At 67.9% G+C, this 24,294-nt stretch carries 25 protein-coding genes; 12 read left to right on the forward strand and 13 right to left on the reverse strand.

What is annotated here, in order from left to right:
- Window positions 1–220: 220 nt before the first annotated feature.
- The 7 genes from rpsU to IED13_RS15680 all read left to right on the forward strand — a co-directional run bounded on the left by rpsU (window position 221) and on the right by IED13_RS15680 (window position 5,929).
- Window positions 221–484 (forward strand): 30S ribosomal protein S21, encoded by a 264-nt coding sequence (rpsU, locus tag IED13_RS15650; RefSeq protein WP_038363081.1) that lies wholly within the window; start codon window positions 221–223, stop codon window positions 482–484.
- 84 nt (window positions 485–568) lie between these two features.
- On the forward strand, window positions 569–943 hold the full coding sequence (locus tag IED13_RS15655; RefSeq protein WP_185748039.1) for a DUF6481 family protein: 375 nt from the start codon (window positions 569–571) through the stop codon (window positions 941–943).
- Between the two features lie 271 nt (window positions 944–1,214).
- Complete coding sequence (locus IED13_RS15660; RefSeq protein WP_133565444.1) at window positions 1,215–1,775, forward strand: sigma-70 family RNA polymerase sigma factor; 561 nt, start codon at window positions 1,215–1,217, stop codon at window positions 1,773–1,775.
- 48 nt (window positions 1,776–1,823) lie between these two features.
- Entirely contained in the window at window positions 1,824–2,507 is a 684-nt protein-coding gene (locus tag IED13_RS15665) for an anti-sigma factor family protein (protein ID WP_133565445.1), read from the forward strand.
- 64 nt (window positions 2,508–2,571) lie between these two features.
- Entirely contained in the window at window positions 2,572–4,068 is a 1,497-nt protein-coding gene (locus tag IED13_RS15670) for a S8 family serine peptidase (protein WP_191124714.1), read from the forward strand.
- Between the two features lie 47 nt (window positions 4,069–4,115).
- On the forward strand, window positions 4,116–5,270 hold the full coding sequence (locus IED13_RS15675) for a glycosyltransferase family 4 protein (protein ID WP_191124715.1): 1,155 nt from the start codon (window positions 4,116–4,118) through the stop codon (window positions 5,268–5,270).
- Window positions 5,267–5,929, forward strand: a complete 663-nt coding sequence (locus tag IED13_RS15680) for a class I SAM-dependent methyltransferase (protein WP_191124716.1) — start codon at window positions 5,267–5,269, stop codon at window positions 5,927–5,929. The genes IED13_RS15675 and IED13_RS15680 overlap by 4 nt, the downstream gene beginning before the upstream one ends.
- Before the next feature lie 110 nt (window positions 5,930–6,039).
- Here the strand turns inward: IED13_RS15680 and IED13_RS15685 are convergent, their stop codons facing one another.
- Window positions 6,040–6,660 carry an LbetaH domain-containing protein gene (locus IED13_RS15685; RefSeq protein ID WP_142023059.1) on the reverse strand — a complete coding sequence of 207 codons (621 nt, stop codon included), beginning with the start codon at window positions 6,658–6,660 and terminating at the stop codon, window positions 6,040–6,042.
- Between IED13_RS15685 and phnN the strand changes: the two genes are divergently transcribed.
- Window positions 6,659–7,258, forward strand: a complete 600-nt coding sequence (phnN, locus tag IED13_RS15690; protein ID WP_051987983.1) for a phosphonate metabolism protein/1,5-bisphosphokinase (PRPP-forming) PhnN — start codon at window positions 6,659–6,661, stop codon at window positions 7,256–7,258. The two genes, IED13_RS15685 and phnN, sit on opposite strands and share 2 nt — an antisense overlap.
- Window positions 7,259–7,384: 126 nt before the next feature.
- On the opposite strand, the gene IED13_RS15695 is transcribed toward phnN, so the two are convergent.
- From IED13_RS15695 to phnG, 8 genes are all read right to left on the reverse strand, one after another.
- Entirely contained in the window at window positions 7,385–8,074 is a 690-nt protein-coding gene (locus tag IED13_RS15695) for a DUF1045 domain-containing protein (RefSeq protein WP_248312606.1), read from the reverse strand.
- A complete protein-coding gene (locus IED13_RS15700) occupies window positions 8,071–9,210 on the reverse strand; it encodes an alpha-D-ribose 1-methylphosphonate 5-triphosphate diphosphatase (RefSeq protein WP_191124717.1) in 1,140 nt (379 codons plus the stop codon). Before IED13_RS15700 ends, IED13_RS15695 begins: the two co-directional genes overlap by 4 nt.
- 2 nt (window positions 9,211–9,212) lie before the next feature.
- Window positions 9,213–9,908, reverse strand: a complete 696-nt coding sequence (phnL, locus tag IED13_RS15705; RefSeq protein WP_133565451.1) for a phosphonate C-P lyase system protein PhnL — start codon at window positions 9,906–9,908, stop codon at window positions 9,213–9,215.
- Between the two features lie 158 nt (window positions 9,909–10,066).
- Window positions 10,067–10,873, reverse strand: a complete 807-nt coding sequence (gene phnK / locus IED13_RS15710; RefSeq protein WP_112763094.1) for a phosphonate C-P lyase system protein PhnK — start codon at window positions 10,871–10,873, stop codon at window positions 10,067–10,069.
- The gene (locus IED13_RS15715) at window positions 10,870–11,793 is read right to left on the reverse strand and encodes an alpha-D-ribose 1-methylphosphonate 5-phosphate C-P-lyase PhnJ (protein WP_248312607.1); all 924 of its coding nucleotides are present in this window, start codon (window positions 11,791–11,793) and stop codon (window positions 10,870–10,872) included. The genes phnK and IED13_RS15715 overlap by 4 nt, the downstream gene beginning before the upstream one ends.
- Window positions 11,790–12,902 carry a carbon-phosphorus lyase complex subunit gene (locus IED13_RS15720; RefSeq protein WP_191124718.1) on the reverse strand — a complete coding sequence of 371 codons (1,113 nt, stop codon included), beginning with the start codon at window positions 12,900–12,902 and terminating at the stop codon, window positions 11,790–11,792. The genes IED13_RS15715 and IED13_RS15720 overlap by 4 nt, the downstream gene beginning before the upstream one ends.
- Window positions 12,902–13,504, reverse strand: coding sequence for a phosphonate C-P lyase system protein PhnH (gene phnH / locus IED13_RS15725; protein WP_191124719.1), 603 nt, complete (start codon window positions 13,502–13,504; stop codon window positions 12,902–12,904). Before phnH ends, IED13_RS15720 begins: the two co-directional genes overlap by 1 nt.
- The gene (gene phnG / locus IED13_RS15730) at window positions 13,504–13,947 is read right to left on the reverse strand and encodes a phosphonate C-P lyase system protein PhnG (RefSeq protein WP_038363101.1); all 444 of its coding nucleotides are present in this window, start codon (window positions 13,945–13,947) and stop codon (window positions 13,504–13,506) included. The genes phnH and phnG overlap by 1 nt, the downstream gene beginning before the upstream one ends.
- Before the next feature lie 86 nt (window positions 13,948–14,033).
- On the opposite strand from phnG, the gene phnF reads away from it, so the two are divergent.
- Together phnF and IED13_RS15740 are read left to right on the forward strand one after the other, a co-directional pair.
- Window positions 14,034–14,801 (forward strand): phosphonate metabolism transcriptional regulator PhnF, encoded by a 768-nt coding sequence (phnF, locus tag IED13_RS15735; protein WP_142023065.1) that lies wholly within the window; start codon window positions 14,034–14,036, stop codon window positions 14,799–14,801.
- 109 nt (window positions 14,802–14,910) lie between these two features.
- Window positions 14,911–15,993, forward strand: a complete 1,083-nt coding sequence (locus IED13_RS15740; protein ID WP_191124720.1) for an alpha/beta fold hydrolase — start codon at window positions 14,911–14,913, stop codon at window positions 15,991–15,993.
- Window positions 15,994–16,006: 13 nt separating this feature from the next.
- Here IED13_RS15740 and phnE (IED13_RS15745) read toward each other — a convergent pair whose 3' ends face one another.
- The 4 genes from phnE (IED13_RS15745) to phnC form a co-directional block, all read right to left on the reverse strand.
- Window positions 16,007–16,855, reverse strand: coding sequence for a phosphonate ABC transporter, permease protein PhnE (phnE, locus tag IED13_RS15745; RefSeq protein ID WP_191124801.1), 849 nt, complete (start codon window positions 16,853–16,855; stop codon window positions 16,007–16,009).
- Window positions 16,856–16,857: 2 nt separating this feature from the next.
- Window positions 16,858–17,739 carry a phosphonate ABC transporter, permease protein PhnE gene (gene phnE, locus IED13_RS15750; protein ID WP_038363106.1) on the reverse strand — a complete coding sequence of 294 codons (882 nt, stop codon included), beginning with the start codon at window positions 17,737–17,739 and terminating at the stop codon, window positions 16,858–16,860.
- A 105-nt stretch (window positions 17,740–17,844) separates the two neighbouring features.
- Window positions 17,845–18,759, reverse strand: coding sequence for a phosphonate ABC transporter substrate-binding protein (phnD, locus tag IED13_RS15755; RefSeq protein ID WP_142023068.1), 915 nt, complete (start codon window positions 18,757–18,759; stop codon window positions 17,845–17,847).
- Between the two features lie 70 nt (window positions 18,760–18,829).
- The gene (gene phnC, locus IED13_RS15760) at window positions 18,830–19,651 is read right to left on the reverse strand and encodes a phosphonate ABC transporter ATP-binding protein (RefSeq protein WP_133565459.1); all 822 of its coding nucleotides are present in this window, start codon (window positions 19,649–19,651) and stop codon (window positions 18,830–18,832) included.
- Window positions 19,652–20,084: 433 nt separating this feature from the next.
- On the opposite strand from phnC, the gene IED13_RS15765 reads away from it, so the two are divergent.
- Window positions 20,085–21,167: an efflux RND transporter periplasmic adaptor subunit gene (locus tag IED13_RS15765; protein WP_038363111.1), complete on the forward strand. Its 1,083-nt coding sequence runs from the start codon at window positions 20,085–20,087 to the stop codon at window positions 21,165–21,167.
- Window positions 21,167–24,253 carry an efflux RND transporter permease subunit gene (locus IED13_RS15770; RefSeq protein WP_038363112.1) on the forward strand — a complete coding sequence of 1,029 codons (3,087 nt, stop codon included), beginning with the start codon at window positions 21,167–21,169 and terminating at the stop codon, window positions 24,251–24,253. Before IED13_RS15765 ends, IED13_RS15770 begins: the two co-directional genes overlap by 1 nt.
- The last annotated feature ends 41 nt before the right edge of the window (window positions 24,254–24,294 follow it).

Here is a 24,294-nt window from a genome sequence, read left to right on the forward strand (position 1 = left end):
GCGCGGATGTAAAGCGTTGGCGCCGTGAGGACGGGCAGGCGAGGGACGCATCGGCGGCCGCCGAAGTTGACAATGAGGGCCAGCGCACCCATATCGGGGCTCGCTTCGGTTGCACTCGCCGCGTTTTCAGCGCCTCTGCGACTTTTCCGTCACTCCGGACTGCTTCTGGCCGCCGCCTTTCGCGACGGCACATCGCGTCCATTCCCAACAGGAGGCCGCAATGCAAGTTCTCGTCCGGGACAACAATGTCGATCAGGCCCTGCGCGTACTGAAGAAGAAGATGCAGCGCGAGGGCGTTTTCCGCGAGATGAAGCGCCGTTCCGCTTACGAGAAGCCCTCCGAGCGGCGCGTGCGCGAGAAGGCCGACGCCATCCGCCGCGCCCGCAAGCTCGCCCGCAAGCAGGCCCAGCGCGAGGGTCTGATCGCCGCGCCGAAGCCCAAACCGCGTCCGGTCCGCGCTGGAAGCGCACCCGCTCCGCGCTGATTTCGATACCAATTCACCGCAATCTGGATTATTGCGCCCGCGCAGGCTGCAGATAGCCCGTGACAACCCGAGAGAAGACCACCCTTGAAGAACCCGAACGACCGCAGCTTCACTGACCGTCAGGCCAACTCCGCCAAAGCCAAGCAGGCGCTCCTCGAGCGTTTCAAGGCGCGGCCAAAGGCCGATGACCCGGTCATGATGCAGCGACGCGAAGAGCGGGAAGCCATCGCGCAGGCCCGCGCCGAGCGCGAGGCGGAGAAGGCCAGGCTTCGCGCCGAGAAGGAGCGGCTGGAGGCGATCGAGCGCGAGCGCATCGCGGAAGAGAAGCGCCAGCAGGAAATCGCCCGCGAGGCCGCCCGCAAGGCGGAGCAGGCCAAGCGCGATGCAGAGCGTCCCCGCAAGGTGCTGCTCGAAGCCGTGCAGTACATGCAGATGCGCTCGGCCGGCAAGCGCCGCTGAGACATCGAGCAGGTCGCCGCACATGTCCCGACGGGACATGGAGCGAGCGAGAGGATCTGGGGCGCCGCGGGCGCCCCTTTTCATGTCTGCGTTACCTCGTCCGAAGGCCGCCCCGCATTCCCTCTGCGATCATGGCCAAAAGGTGACCGAAGCCGTTCGGCGTGCTATCGGCAAAACCGGCCGTGCGGATTAATCTGCTGGCGTTTTGAACCTTCCTCCCGCTCGCCGCGACGAATGGATGCGAGCCGGGATGCCTGGCCTTCGAGGGGCAATGCATACGGAATCGGACGAGGATCTCGTCAAGCGGATCGCTTCCGGCGACCGGCTCGCAATGAAGGTGCTGTTTTCGCGGCATCAGGTGCGGGTCTACCGTTTCGTGCTGCGGCTCGTCCGCGACGAGACGCTTGCCGAGGATGTGATCAGTGACGTGTTCATGGATCTCTGGCGACAGGCGGATCGCTTCGAGGCTCGCGCCTCGGTCGCGACCTGGCTGCTCGCCATTGCCCGCAACAAGGCCTGGTCGCTCCTGCGCAAGCGCCGCGACGCCGAGCTCGACGAGGATTACGCCAACACGATCGAGGACGAATCCGACGGCCCCGAGGTCGTCCTGCAGAAGCAGGACAAGGGTCTCGCCATCCGCGCCTGCCTCCAACGGCTCTCGGCCGAGCATCGCGAGGTCGTCGACCTCGTCTATTATCACGAGACTTCCGTCGAGGAGGTCGCGCGGATCGTCGGGATCCCCGAGAACACGGTCAAGACCCGGCTGTTCCATGCCCGCAAGAAGCTGGGCGAAATGCTCAAGGCCGCCGGCATCGACCGTGGCTGGCCGTGACACGAAGCGATTGGTGAAGTGCGGCAAGGCCGCTGCAGGAGTGGCGTTATGACCGACAGCATCGCAAGCGATCCGAAGCGCCGCGAGCTCGAAGAGCTGCTGCCCTTCTACGCCAATGGCCGCATTGCCGCGGCGGACAAGGCCCGCATCGAGGCGGCGCTCGCGACCGACGCCGAGCTCGCCGCCCGGCTCGAGATCATCCGCGACGACATGGCCGAGACCGTGCTGCTCAACGAGCATCTCGGCGCGCCGTCGCCGCGGGTCCTGGAGACGCTGATGGCCGGCATCGAGGCCGAGCCCCGGCAGATGCCGCTTCTGACCCGTGCCAAGGGCGGCTTCCTCGGCTGGCTCGGCAGCCTGCTGGCGTCCCAGCCGCCGCGCCGGCTGGCCTATGCCAGCGCTGCGGCCATCGCGCTGATCGCGATCCAGGCCGTCGCCATCGGCGGGCTGGCGCTGCGCGACGCCGGCGCCGGGTTCCAGACCGCCTCCGCCCCCGGCACGCGGGCTTCGGAGCGCTATGTGCTGCTGAGCTTCGCGCCCGATGCGAAAGCCGGCGACATCGCCTCCTTCTTCAAGCGCTTCGATGCCTCGGTGGTCGATGGGCCGCGCGCCAACGGCTTCTTCAAGGTGCGGGTCGGCGACGCCTCGCTTTCGCCCGCCCAGGTCGATGCGATTGCCGCGCGGATGAAGGCGGAGAGTGGTATCGTCAGCTTCGTGGCGGCGACACCGTGACGAAGGCTTCCGGCGCGGCGGCGGCATGCCGCGGTTCCCTCGGGTGAGGCAGGAGGATCAGGCCATGCTCCCGACCCTTCCCACGCGACGTTTCCGGCGCCTGCGACGCCTCGCGGGCGCGGGGCTTTTCGCGTTCGCCCTCTTGCCGGCGCTTGCCCTGGCCCAGTCGCCGTCGTCCGGCCCGTCCCGGCCGCAGGGCGAGACGACACGGCGCGCCGTGGCGCCGGGCGGCCAGCCGCCTTCGTCCGCGACCTCGCCCAGCCGCTCGATGCAGGTGCCGCCCGGCCTGTGGGCTCAGCCGCGCCAGGCGCGCAGCCTGGTTCCGGCGCAGGACGAGAACCGCTTCGTGCCCGACGAGGTGCTGTTCGAGCTCGCGCCCAATGCCGATGCCGATACGGTGCTGCATCGCTACGGCGCGACGGTGATCGCCCGGCAGCGCTTCGAGCTGGCGGGCGTGACGATCATCCGCGCCAGGCTCGAGGCGGGGCGCGACCTGCGCGCCGTGCTGACGCAGATGGGCGATGACGACGCCATCGCCGGAGCGCAGCCGAACTTCCTGTTCGAGCTGCAGGAGGATGCGCCCAAGCCGCTCTCCGGCCTTCCGACCGGGGCGAGCACCGCCTCCAGCGATGCGCGCGGCCAGTCGACCCTGCCGACGCTGCGGCTTTCCGATCCCACGCCCGCGGCCCGTGCGCCGGGGACGATGCGCCGGGTGCTGCCGCCGCAATATGTCATCGGCAAGCTGCATCTCTCCGAGGCGCATAAGCTGGCGCTGGGCCGTGGCGTGCGCGTCGCGCTGATCGATTCCGGCGTCGACATGGACCATCCGGAACTGCGCGGCTCGGTCGCCGGCTATCTCGACGCGGTCGACGGGCTGGCGACGCCGCATGCCCATGGCACCTCGATGGCGACGGCCATGGTCGCGCATGGCGAGCTGGAAGGCATGGCGCCGGCGGCGCGGCTGCTCGTCGGGCGGGCCTTCGGCGGCCCGCAGACGAATTCGGCCAATGGCAAGTCGTTCCAGATCCTGACCGCGCTCGACTGGGTGGCGCAGCAGCGGGCCAAGATCATCAATCTCTCCTTCGCCGGCCCGCAGGACCGGCTGCTGTCCCAGGCGCTGGTCGGCGCGAAGGAGCGCGGGCTGATCGTGGTGGCCGCAGCCGGCAATGGCGGGCCGAAATCCGGCCCGCTCTATCCCGGCGCCGACCCGAACGTCATCGCGGTGACGGCGACCGATGCCGACGACAAGCTGTTTCCCGATGCCAATCGCGGAGGCTACATCGCCGTGGCCGCGCCCGGCGTCGACGTGCTGACGGCGGAGCCCGGCGGGCGCTACGTCTTCTCCTCGGGCACCTCGATCGCGACGGCGCATGTCTCCGGGCTCGTCGCTCTGCTGGTCGAGAAGCAGCCCGATCTCGACCTCGCCAGCGCCCGCAAGATCCTTGCCGACAGCGCCGTCGACCTCGGCGCGAAGGGGCGCGACCCCCTCTTCGGCGCCGGCCGGATCGATGCCGAGGCGGCCGTGGCGCGGGTTCTGCCGGTCGCGACCGCGAGGCCCTGAGCGGCCCGCGCTCTTGACCTTGGCCGCCGCATCGGCCTGATGGCGCGATGCCGCGCCCGAAACTTCTTTTCGTTGCCACCGAGGACTGGTTCTTCGCCTCGCATTTCCTGCCGATGGCGCGAGCGGCGCGCGAGATGGGCCTCGACGTCGCGGTCATCGCCCGCGAGCGCAACCACCGGCGCGTGATCGAGGCGGCAGGGGCGCGATTGATCGCGCTGGAAGCGGAGCGGCGCAGCCTCGATCCGCGCGCGCTGTTCAGGCAGGTCACGGCGCTGAAGCGGATCATCGCGGCCGAGAAGCCGGACATCCTGCACTGCATTGCATTGAAGCCGATCGCGCTGGCCGGCCTTGCCGGCAAGCTCGCCGGCATCGAGCGACGCGTCTATGCGCTGACCGGGCTCGGCTTCCTCGGCGCGAAGCAGGGCCTGCTCGCGGCGCTGGCGCGGTTTGCCGCGGTGAGCTGGCTGCGCGGCGCGATCGACGGCAGGCAGGTGCGCTTCCTGTTCGAGAATCCGGACGACCCCGTCACGCTCGGGCTTGATCCGCAGGATGCCGCCAAGGTCGCGATCGTCGGCGGGGCCGGCGTCGATCCGCTGATCCTGATGCCGTCGCCGATGCCGGCGACGCCGCCCTTCAAGGTCGCGATCGTGGCCCGGATGCTGTGGTCGAAGGGCGTCGATCTCGCGGTCGAGGCGATCAGGCTGGCGCGGGCGGAGGGGGTGAAGGTCACGCTTACCATCCATGGCGCGCCCGACCCCTCGAACCCGAAGGCGATCCCCGAGGCGACGCTGAAGGAATGGACGGCGCGGCCGGGCATCGTCTGGGCCGGGCCGACGCGCGACATCGAAGGCGTCTGGAAGGCGCATCATCTCTGCATCATGCCGTCGCGCGGCGGCGAGGGCCTGCCGCGCACCATCCTGGAGGCCGCCGCCTGCGGCCGCCCGATCCTGACGACCGACGTGCCGGGCTGCCGCAGCTTCGTGCGCGAGGGGCGGGACGGCATGGTCGTGCCGCCGGACGATGCCGCAGCGCTGGCCAAGGCGCTTCTCGTCTTCGCCCGGGCGCCGGGGGTGGCGGAGCGGATGGGCGCCAATGCGCGCGCGCGCCTGCTCGACGGCCATACCGAGCGCGACGTGATGAATGCGGTGAAGGCGCTCTATCGCGGCCTGCTGGTGCAGCCCACGACGGATGTGGCGGCATGAACGCGCTGGCGAGCGAGCCGGATCGCACCGCCTTCATCCGTGCCCATACGCGGCTCCTGCCGGTGCCCTATGCGCCGGAGATCGCGCTGCATGTCGCCGAGGAAGCGACCGAACTCTGGCAGAAGACCGAGGATGAGCTCGCCGTGATCGGCCTGCCGCCGCCGTTCTGGGCCTTCGCCTGGGCCGGCGGGCAGGCGCTGGCGCGCTATCTGCTCGACCATCGGGAGATCGTCGCCGGCCGGCGCATGCTCGATTTCGCCTCGGGCTCGGGGCTCGTCGCCATCGCGGCGATGAAGGCGGGCGCGGCCAGCGTCGAAGCCTGCGACATCGACGCCTTCGCGGCGACTGCGATTGGTCTCAATGCGCAGGCGAACGGCGTCGCGGTGACGGCACGGCTCGAAGATCTGATCGCCCATGACGAGGGCTGGGAGGTGATCTGCGCCGGCGACGTCTGCTATGAGCGCGCCATGGCGGAAGCCGTGATCGGCTGGCTCGGCGCGCTGGTGCAGCGGGGGGCGACGGTGCTGATCGGCGATCCCGGCCGCTCCTATCTGCCGAAAGACCGGCTCGAGTCCATCGCCAGCTACGAGGTGCCGGTGACGCGCGCGCTGGAAGATGCCGAGATCAAGCGCAGCTCGGTCTGGCGGTTGAAGAGCTGAACGGGTCTTGCCGAAGGCAGGCCCTCGGAGCCACGCTGCGAAGCGATCCGGTATCGTCGTGCGCTACCGTCCCCTGCATGGCTTCGCTGCGCTCGCAATGACGGCCGGGATCAGCCGCCATGCTTCTCCAGGAACGCCTCGACGGGCAGATGGCGGAAGTCGTCCAGCGCCACGCGCAGGCGGGCATGCTCCCAGTCCCACCAGGCCAGCTCCTGCAGCCGCTCGGCGACATCCTCGGAAAAGCGCCGCCGGATCGGGCGGGCCGGATTGCCGGCGACGATGGTGTAGGCCGGCACATCCTTGGTGACGACGGCGCCGCCGGCGACGACCGCGCCGGTGCCGATGCTGCGGCCGGCGAGCACGATCGCGCCATGGCCGATCCAGACATCGTGGCCGATGGTGACGGCATGCGCCCGGCGCCAGTCGAAGAAGGCGGCATCGTCCTGCGCATCCTCGAAATAGGCGGAAGCGCGATAGGTGAAGTGCGACTGGCTCGCCCGGTGCATCGGATGGTTGCCGGGATTGATCCGCGTCATTGCGGCGATCGAGCAGAATTTTCCGATCGTCGTGTAAATGACATTCGCGTCGTTCACGACATAGGAGTAATCACCCATCGTCGACTCGGCGAAGACGGTGCGGGCGCCGATTTCGGTGTAGCGTCCGAGCGTCGCCTGCCTGACCTGGGCGGTCGGGTCGATCACAGGTTCCAGTCCGAGCTTCTTTCCGGCCATGTCCTTATCCTTTCCTGATGTCGCTGTTTCCGCTCCGCTTGCCGGAGCGCTGGTTCTGGTCGTCGGGCCTTCGGGGGCCGGCAAGGACACGCTGATGGATGCGGCGCGGGCCGAGCTCGCCGGGGACGAGGCCTTCCATTTCGCGCGGCGATTGATCACCCGCCCCGCCATGGCCGGTGCCGAGGACCATGATTCCTGCGACGAGGCCGCCTTCGCGGCGGCCGAGGCGAAGGGCGACCTCGCCTTGAGCTGGCGCGCCCATGGCTTGAGCTACGGCATTCCGGCAGCCGAGCTTGCGGGGCTCGCAAAGGGCGACGTCGTCATCGCGAACATCTCGCGCGGGGCCATTCCCGCGGCGGAGAGGCTGGCCGAGCGGGTGCTGGCGATCAACATCACCGCGCCGGTCGCGGTGCTGGCGAAGCGCCTGGCGGCGCGCGGGCGCGAGAGCGAGGCGGATATCGCGGCGCGGCTCGCGCGCGAGGCGCCGCTCAAGACGCAGCGTGCCCAGACCGTCACCATCATGAACGACCGCAGCATCGCCGAGGCGAGCGCCGAACTGCTGGCGGTCCTGCGCGCGCTCGGGCCGCGGCGGGGCTGAGCTCGAAATACCGCGTCTCCCGCCGCCGCCATGCTCAGGCTCGACCCGAACATCTCTGGCGGGAGATTCTCGGGTCTGCGCTTCGCTTCGCCCGAGAATGACGAGGCGGTTTCGACGCAAGGACCGCTACCCCAACCGGTAGGAATCGAGCAGGCGGAAGCGGGCGTCGCGATGGTCCTGCCTGAACAGGGCGAAGCGGTCGAGCGCGACCGGGCCGGCGACAGCGGCGGCATAGGCGTCCTTCAGCGCGGATTTCACCGGCGCCGTCTTCTCCGGCGGCAGCGAGCCGGTCAGCGTCATGTGGAAGCGGAAGGCGTCGCCGACATAAGGATAGCCATAGGCTTCGAGATAGGCGCTCTGGGCCGGCGTCATCGGGCTCTTAAGGCGCCGGGCACGGTCGGCCTCGCTCAGCGGCGCGCGAAAGGGCTCGAAAGCTTGCACCAGCGCGAAGGCGAAACGCTGCAAGGCCTCGTTCGGCTCGGGCGTCAGCGCGATGAAGGAGCCGAGCGCATTGACGTTCAAGCCCGCGAGCGGCACGCCGTCGAGGCCCGCGGCATAGTTGCGGGCGAAGGCGCGCAGATGTTCCTCGGTCCGGCCGCCGGCCAGTTCGAAGGGCGCCTTCAGCGTGGCGTGGAAGCCGTAGCGGCGCGGCTCCTCGGTCAAGGCCGGCCATTCCCCGGGGTCGCAACCCGGGGGAACGGCGAAAGGGATATCCTCGCCCGTCAGCGCGTCATAGCCCAGCACCGACGAGCCGAAGCGCCAGAGGGCGCTGTCGGCGGCCGGAGCATAGTAGACGGCGTAGCGAGGCTTGCTCAAAATGCGCGCTCGCCCTGCGACCAGACGGCGGCGAGGACCGGCGTGTCGCCGAGCACCTTGAAGCGCACGAGATCGGCGCGCAGGCCGGTCTTGAGGTGGCCGCGATCCCTGAGGCCGAGGATGTCGGCGACCTTCCAGGTCACCATGCCCATCGCTTCCGGCAGCGCGATGCCGTGGCCGGCATTGAGCTTGACGACCGCCTGCAGCAGGCTCGCCGGCACGTAATCTGAGGAGAGGCCGTCGAGCAGCCCCTTCTCGGCCAATTCCGAAACCGAGACGCCGCCCGAATGCGAGCCGCCGCGCACGACGTTCGGCGCGCCCGCCACCGTGGCGAGGCCGGCCTGCTTGGCGGCGGCCGCTGCCTCGATCGTGGTCGGGAATTCCGAGATCACGGCGCCCGACGCGATGCCTTCCTCGACATGCTCCGGAATGGTGTCGTCATGGGTGGCGAGCGGGATGCCGCGCGCGCGGAAGATGTCGACGACCGCCTGCCAGTTCTTGGCGACGTTGGCGGCGCCCTCGCGCTGCCGGACCTCGACGTCTTCCTCGAACTCCGCGACCGTCTTGCCGTTGCCGACGGCATAGGTCTTGAGATGCTCGAGGTTGCGCCACTGGCGCTGGCCCGGCGTGTGGTCCATCAGCGACACCAGCTGGACGAGCTCGTCGTCCTGATAAGGCTCGATGTCCTTGAGAAGGTCCGGGCTCGTCAGTTCGCAGCGCATATGGATGCGGTGGTCGATGCGGAAGACGTTCTCGCGCTTGCCATAGGCGAGCGACTTCATCACGTCGGCGAAGATGTCCTTGCGGTAGTCCTTGGCCGAGAAGGGAGTGCCGGCGCAGACGGCGTCGTAGACGGTGGTGACGCCGGCCGCGGCCATCTGCGCGTCATGGACGAGCGCTGCCGCGAGCCCGTTCGGCCAGAAGACCTTCGGGCGCGGCATGAAATGCTTTTCCATGTTGTCGGTGTGCATCTCGACGAGGCCGGGCGCTACATAGTCGCCGCCGACATCGATGGCACCCGGCAAGGACGATTTGCCCTGGTCGACCGCCGTGATGCCGTTCGCATCGAAGGCGATGGTGCCGGTGACGACCTCGTTCTCGAGAATGAGTTTGGCGTTGGTGAGAACGGTTTGCATCGTCAGGCCTTCCGGAAAGCGGTGATGTCGAGATAGCGCGTCGCGACGCGTTCGCGAACCGCCTCGTCATGGAAAATGCCGACGATCGCGGAGCCGGCGGCGCGAGCCTCGGCGATGAGCTCGACGACGACGTCGCGATTGGCGGCATCGAGCGAGGCGGTCGGCTCGTCGATCAGCATGATCGCCGAGGGGTCGACGAAGGAGCGGGCGATGTTGACGCGCTGCTGCTCGCCGCCGGAGAAGGTGGCGGGCGCGAGGTTCCAGAGCCGCTCGGGCAGGTTCAGCCGGGCGAGCATGGCCTTGGCGCGCTCGGTCGCGGTTTCCGGTGAGGCGCCGCGCGCCAGCAGCGGGTCGCGCACGATATCGAGCGTCGAGACGCGCGGGATCACGCGCAGGAACTGCGAGACGAAGCCGAGCGTGCGGCGGCGGATGTCGAGCACGGTGCGCGGCACGGCGGCGACGATGTCGACCGGGCGGCCGGCATGGGTGACGTGGATCGTCCCGGAGGTCGGCCTGTAGTTGCCATAGAGGATGCGCAGCAGGCTCGACTTGCCGGCGCCGGACGCGCCCGCCAGCACCAGCGCCTCGCCGGCCTCGACATGGAAATTGACGTTGTCGAAGACGGGCAGACGCGCTCCGCCCTGGTTGTGCAGGGTGAAGGTCTTGGCGACGTTCTCGACCTGAATCATCGTGGTCATGGTGTCAGTGCCTTGCCGATTCGCGGTGACGAGGATGTGACGGGCGCAGAACGTCATTCTCGAGCGGAGCGAAGCGCAGACCCGAGAATCTCTCGCCGGAAGAGGCGCTCTTCCCTCCTGAGATGCTCGGGGCAAGCCCGAGCATGACGTTCCGTCCCTCACACACTCAGCACCGCCGAGGTCAGGAGTTGCGTGTAGGCGTGATGGGGGTCGTCGAGGACCTGGTCGGTGAGGCCCTGCTCGACGACCTTCCCGTCCTTCATCACCATCAATCGGTCGGTGAGGAGGCGGGCGACGGCGAGGTCGTGGGTGACGATGATCGCGGCCAGCCCGAGATCGCGGACCAGGACGCGCAGCAGGTCGAGCAGGCGGGCCTGCACGGAAACGTCGAGGCCGCCGGTCGGCTCGTCCATGAAGACGAGGCGCGGTTCGGAGACCAGCACGCGGGCGATCTGCAGGCGCTGCTGCATGCCGCCGGAGAACTGACGCGGCCGATCGTCGATGCGCGAGCCCGCGATCTCGACGCGCTGGAGCCAGTCCAGCGCTCGCTCGCGGATCTCGCCGTAATGCCGGTCGCCGCGATCCATCAGGCGTTCGCCGACATTGCCGCCGGCGGTAACGTCCATGCGCAGGCCGTCGCGCGGGTTCTGGTGAACGATGCCCCAGGCCGTGCGCATCAGGCGGCGGCGCTCCTGCTCGGAGACCGAGTAGATATCGAGCGGTGCGGGGCCGCCCCGGAACAGCACCTCGCCCGCATCGGGCTTGTCGATGCCGGCGAGGCAGCGCAGCAGGGTCGATTTGCCCGAGCCGGATTCGCCGACGATGCCGAGCACCTCGCCCGGCCAGAGATCGAAGGAGACATCGGCGCAGCCGATGCGCTCGCCATAGAAGCGGCTGACATTGGCGACCGAGAGCAGGGGGGCGGGTTCGAGGTCGAGCGCGGCCGGTGCGACGTGGAGGGTCATGGGTTGGTCTCCTCGACCAGGCCGCTCGCGGTAGCGTCGCCCAGCATGGCGCCGCGGTGCCCTTCGGCCCGGCGCGTCTCGCAATAATGGCTGTCGGAGCAGACGAACATGCGCCCGCCGCGATCGTCGATGACGACCTCGTCGAGATAGCTGTCGGCGGCGCCGCAGAGGCCGCAGGGCTGCGACCAGCTCTGGATGCGGAAGGGGTGGTCCTCGAAATCGAGGCTCTTCACGCTGGTATAGGGCGGCAGCGCGTAGATGCGCTTCTCGCGGCCGGCGCCGAACAACTGGAGCGCGGGCGACATGTGCATCTTCGGGTTGTCGAATTTCGGGATGGGCGAGGGGGACATCACATAGCGACCGTTGACCATGACCGGATAGTCATAGGTCGTCGTCACCTCGCCGAAGCGGGCAATGCTCTCGTAGAGCTTGACCTGCATCAGCCCGTATTCGGCCCAGGCGTGCATCTTGCGGGTCTCGGCCTCGCGCGGCTCGAGCTTGCGTAGCGGCTCCGGCATCGGCACCTGATAGACCATGACCTGCCCGCTCTTCAGCGGCGCCTCCGGGATACGGTGGCGGGTCTGGATGATCGTCGCCTCCTCCGTCGCCTCGCTGGTGCGGGCATCGGCCGTGCGCTCGAAGAACTTGCGGATCGAGACGGCGTTGGTGGTGTCGTCGGCGCCCTGGTCGATCACCTTGAGCGTGTCGGCCGGGCCGATGAGCGCGGCGGTGATCTGGATGCCGCCGGTGCCCCAGCCGCGTGCCAAGGGCATCTCGCGCGATCCGAAGGGCACCTGATAGCCGGGAACCGCGACGGCCTTGAGCAAAGCGCGGCGGATCATCCGCTTGGTCTGCTCGTCGAGATAGGCGTAGTTGTAAGCCGGCTTTGTATTGTCCGCCGGCATCTGATGAACCGTCATTCCGCAGCCTCCGGCATGGTATCCTGTTCGCGAGCCAGCCGCTCCTCGCGCTCCCGGCGGATGCGGCGGATCAGTTCGAGCTCGCCCTGGAAATCGACATAATGCGGCAGCTTGAGGTGCTCGACGAAGCCGGCCGCCTCGACATTGTCGGCGTGGTAGAGGACGAACTCGTCCTGCTGCGCCGGGTAGTTCGTGGCCTCGCCGAAATCGCGGGATTTCAGGGCACGGTCGACCAGCGACATCGACATCGCCTTGCGCTCGCTATGGCCGAAGACGAGGCCATAGCCGCGGGTGAATTGCGGCGGCACGTCCTTCGAGCCCTGGAACTGGTTGACCATCTGGCATTCGGTCAGGGTGACCTCGCCGAGATCGACCGCGAAGCCGAGCTCCTCCGGCACGAACTCCACCGCGACCTCGCCGACGCGGACCTCGCCGACGAAGGGATGCGAGCCGCCGAAGCCGCGCTGCACGGAATAGCCGAGGCCGAGCAGGAAGCCCTCGTCGCCGCGCGCCATCGATTGCAGGCGCACGTCCCGATCGGCCGGGAAGGAAACCGGATCGCGCGTCAGGTCGAAGGGGCGCGGATCGCCCACCGGCGGTTCCTCCGCCTCCATCAGCCCTTCGGCGCCGAGGATGTCGGGCACGCGCGGCATGGTCGCGTCGAGCGGGGCGGAGGCCTTGCGAGGCTCGGCCTCCCCGCCTTCTTCCATCAGCGCGAAATCGAACAGCCGGTGGGTGTAGTCGTAGGTCGGGCCGAGCACCTGCCCGCCGGGCAGATCCTTGTAGGTCGCCGACACCCGGCGGCGGATCGCCATGGCGGCGGTGTCGAGGGGCTCGGAGGAGCCGAAGCGCGGCAGCGTCGTGCGATAGGCGCGCATCAGGAAGGCGGCCTCGATCACGTCGCCCTGCGACTGCTTCAGCGCGAGCGCCGCGAGATCCTTGTCGTAGAGCGAGCCCTCGTTCATCACGCGGGCGCAGGCCAGCGCCTGCTGCTCGCGGATCTGGGCGACGGTGATCTCCGGCACGGCCGGGTCGCCGCGGCGGGCCTGCGCGACGAGATCATGCGTGGCGAGGATGGCGGCCTCGCCGCCTTTGACGGCAACGTACATCAGACGGCCTCCTCAACTTGCGTCGAGCGCGGCAGGCCGATCATGCCTTCGCCGGAGGCGAGCACGACATCGACGCCGAGCGGGTAGAGCGCGCCGTTCTGGCGTAGCTCGTCGGCGAAGCCGGGGCGCAGGCCCTGCGGCGCGATCGTCCGGGTATCGGCAATGCCGGGGCCGGAGAGGGTGAGGCCTGCGCCGCCATCCAGGCCTGAGACCTGCACGATCACGGTGGTCGAGCGATCCGGGAACTGGTCGTTGCCGGGGTTGAAGGCGGCAAGCTTGGGTTCGCTCGCAGCGCCGTCGATCACGGCGAAGGCGGCTTTGGCGGGATCGTCGACCAGCGCCACGCCGCAGTGGAAACGCAGCCAGGCGGCGGCCGGGCCGTCACGCAGTGTCTCGGGCAGCCAGACCGGCGTCTCGTAGTCGGCCAGCGCCAGCAAGGCGGTCGCCGTCGCGGCGGCGAGGCCTTCCGGCGGCGTGATGTCGGCCGCGACGCTTTGCAGCGTGCCGGGCTCGGAGAGCGCGGTGAGCAGGGCGCGGAAGGCCGCCTGCGACTGGAAGACCGGATCGGAGAAGCCCGGCGAGATGATGTCCTGGATCGCCATCACTCGCCCCTGACCAGCGTGAAGAAATCGACCTTGGTCGCCGCCGCCTTGCGCGAGGCGAGCTCGCGGGCCGCGTCCTGCTGCGCAGCCAGCGCGGCGATGCCGTCATGCAGGCCGCCTTCATACCGACCGTCTTGGGTCTCGTCCTGAAGGCGGGCATCGAGCAGGGCTGCGAGCCGCGCCTTCCGGTGGTCGCGGCCCAGCGCATAGGAAAAGCCCATCCGGCCATTGGCGAGGCGCACGACGCAGCGGGTCACGGTGGCCTCGCCGAGGTTGAAGCGCCGTCCGGCGCCGCCGGCCCGGCCTTCGACCATCACGGTCCCGGTCTCCGGCGCCTTCAGCACCTCATGCTCCGGCAAGGCGCCGAGCAGGCCCGCGATCTCGTCGCGGGAAGCGCGCGACAGGGTCGCCATCCAATGTTGTCGAGGGGTTCTTGCATTCATCCGCCGGCTCGCTGGTCAGCTTCAAAGGTCTAGACTATAATGCCTCTGACGATGGTGAATGTCTATACTTTTTGGATGAATTTTTGATGACGCAGGACGTGGTGCAAGAGACGGCGCAAGGTGCGCTGCCGGAGGGCGAGGGCGGCACGGTCTGGCGGCGCATCGCCGACGAGCTGGCGGCCGCGATCGAGCGCGAGGAGTACCGGCCGGGCGACACGCTGCCGGCCTCGGTCGCGCTGGCGGAGCGCTATGGCGTGCATCGCCACACCGTGCGGCAGGCGTTCCGCCACCTTGCGGATCTCGGGCTGGTGACGGTGTCGCGCGGGCGCGGCACGCAGGTCAGCGCGCGGCGCGTGCCCTATCCGATCGGCCGGCGCGTCAGCATGCGGACCAATTTCGGCAAGCTCGGCATCGTCGGCACGAGCCGCATGCTCTCGGCCGAGATGGTGGAGGGGGAGGCGGAGCCCTGTGCGGCGCTGGGGCTTGCGGCCGGGACGCGGCTCTGGCGGGTCCGGGGCGTCAGCCTCGGTGACGGCGTGCCGATGGGGACCGGCACGCACTGGCTCTCGGTCGCGCGCTTTCCGGATTTCGACCGGGTCTATCGCGAGGCCGCCGGCTCGATCACGGCTGCCTTCAAGGCCTATGGCATCGAGGATTATGTGCGCCTGTCGACGCGGCTCACCGCAAGGCTGGCGGATGAGGCGGAGGCGGAGCTGCTTCAGATCGCGCCGGAAGCGGCGGTGATGATCTCGACGGCGGTCGACGCGCTGCCGGACCTGACGCCGATCCATCTCGTCGCGAGTGTCTTCGCCGGCGAGCGCATGGAGATGGTGATCGAGCCGTTTCGCGAGTGAGCGGCCGCCTGGAGCGGCTTGCATCCCGGCCGATGGCGCGCGATCCTCGGTCGTATCGATCACGGCACGGCCTCGAGACCATGCCGGTCGCATCTGAGGAAATGCCATCATGGACATGGTCAGCCGGTCGCTGCGCGCGGCCTTCTTGCTTCTTGCCGTCTGCCTGCCCATCGCCACGGCCGCTGCCGACTACCCGGCGCCGAAACAGGGGGTTTTCGTCGCGAAGGATTTCCGCTTCAGCACGGGCGAGAGTTTGCCGGAGATCAAGCTCGGCTATGTCACGGTGGGCGACCCGTCCGGCGAGCCCGTGCTGATCCTGCATGGCACCTATGGTTCTGCCGCCAGCATGCTGAGCCCGGCGTTTGCGGGCGAGCTGTTCGGCCCCGGCCAGGCGCTCGACGCGAGCAAATATTTCATCATCCTGCCGGATTCGCTCGGCGTGGGGCAATCGTCGAAACCATCGGACGGCCTCAGGGCCAAGTTCCCGCGCTATAACTACGAGGATCTGGTCGAGGCGCAGTATCGGCTCGTCACGGAAGGGCTCGGCCTGCGCCATCTGCGGCTCGTGCTCGGCAATTCGATGGGCGGCATGCATGGCTGGCTCTGGGGCGTCAAATATCCCGGCTTCATGGACGCGATCGTGCCGATGGCCTCGCAGCCTACCGAGATGTCCAGCCGCAACTGGATGATGCGGCGGATGATCATCGATGCCGTTCGCAACGACCCGGAGTGGAAAGGCGGCGACTATAGCACGCAGCCCACGGCCTTCCGCGTCGCCAACGTCTTCTTCGGCATCGCCACCAGCGGCGGCACGCTCGCCTACCAGCAGATGGCGCCGACCCGCGAGGCAGCCGACAAGCTCCTCGACGGGCGGCTCAAGGCGCCGTTCGATGCCGATGCCAACGACTTCTTGTATCAGTGGGATGCCTCGCGGGACTACAACCCCGCGCCCAGGCTGGGCTCGATCAAGGCAGCGGTGCTGGCGATCAATTCCGCCGATGACGAGCGCAACCCACCCGAAACCGGCGTCATGGAGCGGGAACTCAAGCGTCTTCCGAATGCAAAGCTGCTGTTGATCCCGGCGAGCGCCGAGACACGCGGCCATGGCACGACGGGGATGGCGAAGTTCTGGGCCAAGGATCTGGCCGCCTGGCTGCCGACTGTGCCGCGCCGGCCGGCCGGAGCCGAGTGAGGCGACGCCTCGTTCACACCGCCCGCTTGCCGATGATCGCGAAGCGCAGCTTGCTCGACAGGAAGTCGATGGCGGAGACCGCGACGAGGATCAGCAGGATCAGGAAGGAGGTCTGCTGCCATTCCAGCGTGCGGATGGTCTCCGCGAGATAGAGGCCGATGCCGCCGGCGCCGACGATGCCGATGATGGTCGAGGAGCGCGTGTTCGACTCGATGAAGTAGAGCACCTGGCTCGCGATCACCGGCAGCACCTGCGGCAGCAGGCCGAAGCGGATCTCGTGGCTCTTGCCGCCGCCGACCGAGGCGACGCCCTCGACCGCCTTGCGATCGGCCGCCTCGATCGCCTCCGAGTAGAGCTTGCCGAAGGCGCCGAAATCGGCGGTCATGATGGCGAGCATGCCGGCGAAGGGGCCGAGACCCACGACATTGATCCAGATCAGCGCCCAGATCAGCGCATCGACGCCGCGGATCGTGTCGAGCGAGCGGCGGGCGAGGAAGTGGACGATGCGGTTGGCGACGACGTTGCGCGCGGCGATGAAGCCGAGCGGCAGGGCAAGGATGGCCGCCAGCACCGTGCCGAGGAAGGCGATGGCGATGGTCTCGAACAGCGCCTGAACGAAGATCAGGGCCTTCGCCCAGGAGCCGGGATCGGGCGGCAGCATCAGCACGACGAAGGAGCCGAGATTGCCGAAGCCGGCCAGCACCCGCCAGAGCGTCGTCTCCAGCGTCGTCAGCCCGTAGAGGAAGAGGCCGAGGATGAAGACGACGGTCGCGATGGTGAAGAACCGCGTCCGGGTCGATCCGCGGATGGCGGCGGCGTGGCGCTGCAGGATGTCGCTGCGCTCGGTCGCGGAGATGGCGATGCTCACGAGCGGCTCTCCAGGCTGAGGAGGGCGTGGCGCAGCCGCTCCGTGCCGAGGTCGATCAGCATCACCGCCAGGATGATCAGGAGCATGATGGCGCTGACATCGGTGTAGTAGAATTTGCGGATGGCCTCGATCAGGTCCTGGCCGATGCCGCCGGCGCCGACGAAGCCCATGATCGAGGCGCCGCGCACATTGATCTCGAAGCGCAGCAGGGCGTAGCTCGCGAAGTTGGAGAGCACCTGCGGCATCACGGCGAAGCGCACCACCTGCCACCAGCTTCCGCCGGTCGCGGTGATGCCGTCGACGGGCTTCAGGTCGATGTTCTCGACGACCTCGGAGAAGAGCTTGCCGAGCGCGCCCATGGTGTGGATGGCGATGGCGAGCACGCCGGGCAGCGGCCCCAGCCCGAAGGCGATGACGAAGATCAGCGCGAAGACGATCTCGGGGACGGTGCGGCAGAATTCGAGATAACGGCGCACCGCGAAGCGCAGCCAGGGCGCGCGGCCGAGATTGGCGGCGGCGGCGAAGCAGAAGAGGAAGGCGCCGGCCGCGCCCAGGATGGTGCCGACATAGGCGATCAGCACGGTCTGCCAGAGCAGCCTCAGCCAGCGCGCCAGGCCCCAGTACCATTCGGCGAGGTCGGAGCCGAGGCTGGCGAGGCGCAGCGTCGGCAGCGTCTGCCAGATATAGTTCGGGAAGCGGTGGATATTCTCGATGAGCGTGCCGAGCCTGACCTCGGCTCCGACAGCGGAGAGCCAGACGCAGATCGCGAAGACGGCGATGCCGACCAGCATCTGGCGGCGCTTGCTCGCGGCGGCCTGCCGGTAGCTTTCGGCATGGGCCGTGATGGCCGGGTCGTGACGGTCGATCGCGAGGGTCATGGAGGCTGCCCGTGGAGAAGGGCGTCATTCTCGGGCCCGCGGCGTGCGGACCCGAGAAGCTCTTTGAAGAGATGCTCGGGGCAAGCCCGAGCATGACGGGCTGAATTACGACGACTTCTTCTTGCGCAGTGAGTCGACGAAGGTGATGAGCTCGATGACCGGGTCGTAGGCCTTGTTGTCGACGGCGACGAGCGGGCCCTGCTTGCCTTCATAGATCTTGTCGAAGGCGGCCTTGTCCTTGGTGGCGAGGTTGAGGACGGCGTCGCGGATCTTGGCCTTGAGGTCCTCAGGCAGGTCCGAGAGATAGGCCATCGGCGAGTTCACGATCTGCTCGGACTTGTAGATGATCCGGAAGTCCTCGGCCTTGGCCATGTTCTTGCGGGCCATGCGCAGCAGGTTCGACTCGTTCTCGTCGTTCCACCAGTTCGCGGCGACGTCGACGGTGCCCTGCTGCAGCGCGATGATCGCGTTCTCGTGGCTGCCGGTATAGACGACCTTGGAGAAGAAGGTCTCCGGGTCGATCTTCATCTTGTCGAGAACGAAGCGCGGCACGTTATTGCCCGAGGTGGAGTTCGGATCGACGAGGCCGAGATTCTTGCCCTTGAGGTCCTCGATCTTCTGGTAGGGCGAATCCTTCTTCACGTAGAAGACGGAGTGATAGCCCTTGGTGCCGTCGAGATTGGTCTCGATCGCGAAGGCGTCGACCTTGACGCCGGTGACGCGGGCGCGGGCGAAGGAAGCCGGGCCGTACATCCCGATCTGGATGTTGCCGGCGCGCTGGCCCTCGATGATCGCGGCGTAGTCATTGGCGACGCGCAGCGTCACCTTGGTGCCGAGCTCCTTCGAGAGATAGTTCACGAAGGGGGTGTAGCGGTCGACGACGCCCGAGGCGTTCTCGGCCGGGATGATGGCGAAGACGAGCTCCGGATACTTCGCCTTCCAGTCCTGGGCGAAAGCCGGGGTGGCGGCGACGGCGAGGCCGGCGGCGGCGAGCTTCAGGGTATGACGACGGGTCAGCATGCGGTCTGCTCCTTTGGATGCGGGTCTTCGGGTTAGGCTCGTCTTCTCGCGGCTGGCGGCGGGATGCCGCTCAGGCGATCTTCTGCTTGGCGCGCTTGGCCGCCTCGGAGGCGGCGATGGCGTCGAGCGCGTCCAGGGCCTCGGCGCCGGCATCCTTCGCTTCGATGCCGTAGAGCTCGGCCGCGACCTCGCGGGTCAGCGCCTGCGGCACGTCGTCGAAGACGACCTTGCCGGCGGCCATGCCGATCAGCCGGTCGCAGTATTTCGCCGCGATATCGAGGTCGTGCAGGTTGCACATCACGGTGATGCCGTGCTCGCGGTTGATGCGGAACAGCGCGTCCATCACGACCTGGGTGTTGCGCGGGTCGAGCGAGGCGATCGGCTCGTCGGCCAGGATGATGCGCGGCTCCTGGACCAGAGCGCGGGCGATGGCGACGCGCTGCTGCTGGCCGCCCGACAGGGTCTCGGCGCGCTGGGCGAGGAGATGGGCCATGTCGAGCCGCTCGAGCGCGGCGATGGCGCGGATCTTGTCGTCGGTGGAGAAGCTCTTCACCAGCGTCAGCGCGGGCGAGCGGTGATTGAGCCGGCCGAGCAGCACGTTGGTGAGCACGTCGAGGCGGCCGACGAGGTTGAACTGCTGGAAGATCATCGCGGTGTCGCGGCGCCAGCGCCTGAGCGCGGTGCCCTTCAGCGCCGTGATGTCACGGTCCTCGCAGATGATGCGCCCGGCGCTCGGCTCGGCGAGCCGGTTGAGCATGCGCAGCAGCGTCGATTTGCCGGCTCCGGACCGGCCGATGACGCCAACCATCTCGCCGTTGGGGATCGACAGCGAGACATTGTCGACGGCGTTCTTGTCGCCGAAGCGCTTCACCAGGCCTTCGATGCGCAACATGAAAGGTTCTCGAACATGACATTTCGCACGATGGCGACACCGGGCCGGCCGGAGCCGTCGGAGCCAAGATTCATGCATGGGAAGAAGCGCTATCGGCCGGAGATGACAGCGGCGTGACGGCGGGCGGCCGCTGTGCGGCTCCGAACGGCCTTTCACGGGGCCGGGCGGGCCAACATTTTCGTGAGGTCGGTAAAATGCGCTTGGACGATGGGTGACTTATCGGCAGGATGAGGATGGATGCCTGCGTGCGGCAGAGGCGCCGTATCGGCGCGTCGCGCCCCGGCAGGTATCTTGCATAGGTGCCTAAAGGCGCCGGATCGATGCGGCGGTGGCGCAAAAACATGCGTTTTTGTGCCGCTGTGGCGTGCCGGCATCTTAGCAAGGCCTTTCGTTCCATTTAAGACCAACCGGCGGCAACGGAGCCCCCAGCCTGATGAAGCGGTTCGTTCTCCTTCTCCTCGTTGCCGGCCTGGCAGGCGGCGGGTATTACGGCTACCGGATGCGTCTGGCCGGCAGCCAGCCGGCCCAGGCCAGCGTGGCGCCGACGGCGCGTGCGGCCGTGCCGGTGGAAGTCGCCTCCGTCGAGATCATGACGGTCAGCGAGGAGGTCGAGGCGCTCGGCACTTTGGCCGCCGACGAATCCGTCGTCATCGCCCCCGAGATCGCCGGCCGCGTCGTCTCGCTCGGCTTCAGGGAAGGCGAGCCGGTCAAGGCCGGGCAGGAGCTGGTCAAGCTCGACACCGCGATCCTCGATGCCGAGCTCAAGCAGGCGATGGCCGATCTCGGCCTCGCCCGCGACACCAACGAACGTCTGAGGGGGCTGGTCTCGCGCGGTTCGGGAACGCAGGTCGCGCTGGACGAATCCGCGGCGAAGCTCGCCTCGACCGAGGCCCGCGTCCAGCTCGCCAAGGCCAAGCTCGCGCAATCGACCATCCTTGCGCCGTTCAACGGCGTGGTCGGCCTGCGCGCGGTCGGCGTCGGCGACTATGTCCCGGTGGGCAAGCCGCTGATCACCCTGACCAGCGTCGACCCGATCAAGATCGATTTCCGCGTTCCCGAGATCTTCCTCAGCCGCCTCAAGGTCGGGCAGCCCGTGCAGATGCGGGTCGATGCGGTCGTCGACCGGAAATTCACCGGCAAGATCTTCGCGATCGACCCGGTCGTGGACGTGAACGGCCGCGCCATCCGCCTGCGCGCGACGATCCCGAACGCGGATCTCGCACTCAAGCCCGGCCTCTTCGCCCGCCTCGCCATCACCATCGACCAGCGCCCGAACGCGATCGTGGTGCCGGAGATGGCGGTGGTGCCGGATGCCGTCGGCAAGATGGTCTATGTCGTCGAGAACGGCAAAGCGAAGCGCCTCAGCGTCGAGCTCGGCAAGCGCCTGCCGGGCAAGGTTGAGATCGTCAGCGGGCTGACGCCCGGCATGCAGATCATCACCGCCGGGCAGATGCGGCTGCGCGACGGCGCCGCCATCGCGATCAAGGACAAGATCGTTCAGACGAGCCAGCTCTGATGAGCCTGTTCGAACTCTTCGTCCGTAGGCCCGTCCTCTCGACGGTCATGAGTCTGCTGGTGATGCTGATCGGCTTCGTCAGCTATGGCCGCCTGACCGTGCGCGAATATCCCAATATCGACGAGCCCGTCGTCTCGGTGCGCACCGATTATCGCGGCGCCTCGGCTGAGATCATCGAGACGCAGGTCACCCAGATCCTGGAGAACTCGATCGCCGGCATCGAGGGCATCGAGATCCTCTCCTCGACCAGCCGCCAGGAGCGCAGCTTCATCCAGGTCCGCTTCCGCCCGGATGTCGACCCCGATGTCGCGGCCTCGGATGTGCGCGACCGCGTCAGCCGCGTGCGCAGCCGCATGCCCGACGAGATCGACGAGCCCGTCATCGCCAAGGTCGAGGCCGACTCGCAGCCGATCCTGTATCTCTCGCTGACCAGCTCGCGGCACGGGCCGCTCGAGCTCACCGACTTCGCCGACCGCTTCATCTCCGACCGCGTGCAGAACGTCACCGGCGTGGCGGAGGTCCGCATTCTCGGCCAGCGGCAATACGCCATGCGCATCTGGCTCGATCGCGCCCGGATGTCGGCCTATGACGTCAGCGTCCAGCAGATCGAGGCGGCGGTCCGGGCCCAGAACATCGAGATCCCGTCGGGCCGCATCGAGAGCAACGACCGCGAATTCACCGTGCTCTCGCAGACCAGCATGACGACGCCGGAGGAATTCCGCGAGATCGTCATCAAGGACGCCAACGGCTTCTCCGTGAAGCTCAAGGACGTCGCCAAGGTCGAGCTCGGCGCGCGCGAGGAGCGCAACGCCGCCTGGTTTGGTGGCGCGCCCTCGGTGACGATCGGCATCGTCAAGCAGGCGACGGCCAACCCGCTCGACGTCTCGGCCGGCATTGAGGAGGCGCTGCCGGGCATCATCGAGGATCTGCCTCAGGGCATGTCGATCGCCAAATCCTACGATACCTCGGTCTTCATCGACCGCTCGATCAAGGCGGTCTACCAGACGATCATCGAGGCGACCGTCCTCGTCGTCCTGATCATCTTCATCTTCCTGCGCTCGCTGCGGGCGACGCTGATCCCGCTGGTGACGATTCCGGTTTCGCTGATCGGCTCCTTCGCGCTGATGTATGCGCTCGGCTTCACCGTGAACACGCTGACGCTGCTCTCGATGGTGCTCGCCATCGGCCTCGTCGTCGACGACGCCATCGTCGTGCTGGAGAACGTGCACCGCCATATCGAGGATGGCATCGCGCCGACCAAGGCGGCGATCCGCGGCATCAACGAGATCGCCTTCGCGGTCGTGGCGATGACGCTGACGCTGGTCGCGGTCTATGCGCCGATGGCGTTCTCGACCGGCCGCACCGGCAAGCTCTTCATCGAGTTCGCGCTGACACTGGCCGGCGCGGTGCTGGTCTCGGGCTTCGTCGCGCTGACGCTGACCCCGATGATGTGCGCCAAGCTGCTGCGCCATCACGATTCCCATAGCTGGCTGTTCAACGTGCTGGAGCGTGGCTTCAACGCGCTGTCGCGGGGCTACAGGGCGTCGCTGCGCGCGGCGCTGTCGGTGCGTCCGCTTATCATTCTGCTGGCGGTGGGCGTCGCCGGCGGCGGCTACTACTTCTTCACCCATCTGCGTTCGGAATTGTCGCCGGTCGAGGATCGCGGCACGATCAACGTGATCGGCGTCGCGCCCGAGGGCGCCACGCTGTCCTTCACCGCCGACTACGCCCGGCGGGTCGAGACCTATTTCAAGAACATCCAGGAGGTCGAGACCTACCTCGTCATCGTCGGCTTCCCCGATGTGACCCGCGCCATCGCCTTCGCCCGCCTCAAGCCCTGGGAGGAGCGCGAGCGCAAGCAGCAGGATCTGGTCGCCGAGATCAACCGGGGGCTGTCGCAGATCCCGGGCATCCGCCTGTTCGCGACCAATCCGGCCTCGCTCGGCCAGGGCCAGGCGAACAGCAAGCCGGTCGAGTTCGTGCTGCGCTCGTCCGAGCCCTATGCCCAGATCAAGTCCTATGTCGACCAGCTGATGGCGGAGGTCGCGAACTCGCCCGTTCTGACCAATGTCGAGAGCAACCTCATTCTCGACAAGCCGCAGATCAAGGTCTCGATCGACCGGCAGCGCGCCGCCGATCTCGGCGTCAATGTCGACATCATCGGCCGCACCATGGAGACGCTGCTCGGCGGCCGGCAGGTGACGCGCTTCAACATGAACAGCAAGCAGTACGACGTCGTGCTGCAGGTCGAGGGCACGGAGCGCAACACGCCGCAGGCGCTGCAGTCGATCTATCTGATGGGCCGCGGCGGCGCGGTGGTGCAGCTCTCCAGCCTGGTCAAGGTCGAGGAGAACGTCGCGCCGAAGGAACTGGTCCGCTTCAACCAGCTCCGCTCGGCGACGATCACCGCGATTCCCGCGCCGGGCTATTCGCTGGGCGATGCGCTCAAGGTGCTGGAGGAGGGCGCGGGGCGCGTGCTGCCCAGTTCGGTGCAGATCGACTATTCCGGCCAGAGCCGCGAGTTCAAGCAGTCGGGCGCCAGCATCTTCATCGTCTTCCTGCTCGCGCTCGGCTTCATCTATCTGGTGCTGGCGGCGCAGTTCGAGAGCTTCGTCGACCCCATCGTCATCATGGTCTCGGTGCCGCTCTCGCTGACGGGCGCGCTTGCCGCGCTGTACTATTCGGGCGGCACGATGAACGTGTACAGCCAGATCGGCCTGATCACGCTGGTCGGCCTCATCACCAAGCACGGCATCCTGATCCTGGAGTTCACCAACCAGTTGCGCGAGGAGGGCAAGGAGATGATCGACGCCCTCGTCGAGGCGGCGGAACTGCGCCTGCGGCCGATCCTGATGACGACCGGCGCCATGGTGCTCGGCGCCGTGCCGCTCGCCATCGCCCATGGCGCGGGTGCCGAGAGCCGCTCGCAGATCGGCTGGGTCATCGTCGGCGGCATGAGCTTCGGCACCTTGCTGACACTCTATGTGGTGCCGGTGGCCTACAGCTATCTGGCGCGCAAGGTCCATGGCTCGCGCCATGGCGCGCATGAAGAGGCGCATGGCGCGCATCCGCAGCCGGCGGAGTAGCGCGCGAACAGACAAAGGGCTCCCTTCTCCCCTTGTGGGAG

It is taken from the genome of Allobosea spartocytisi (assembly GCF_014764685.1).
Classification (GTDB): domain Bacteria; phylum Pseudomonadota; class Alphaproteobacteria; order Rhizobiales; family Beijerinckiaceae; genus Allobosea; species Allobosea spartocytisi.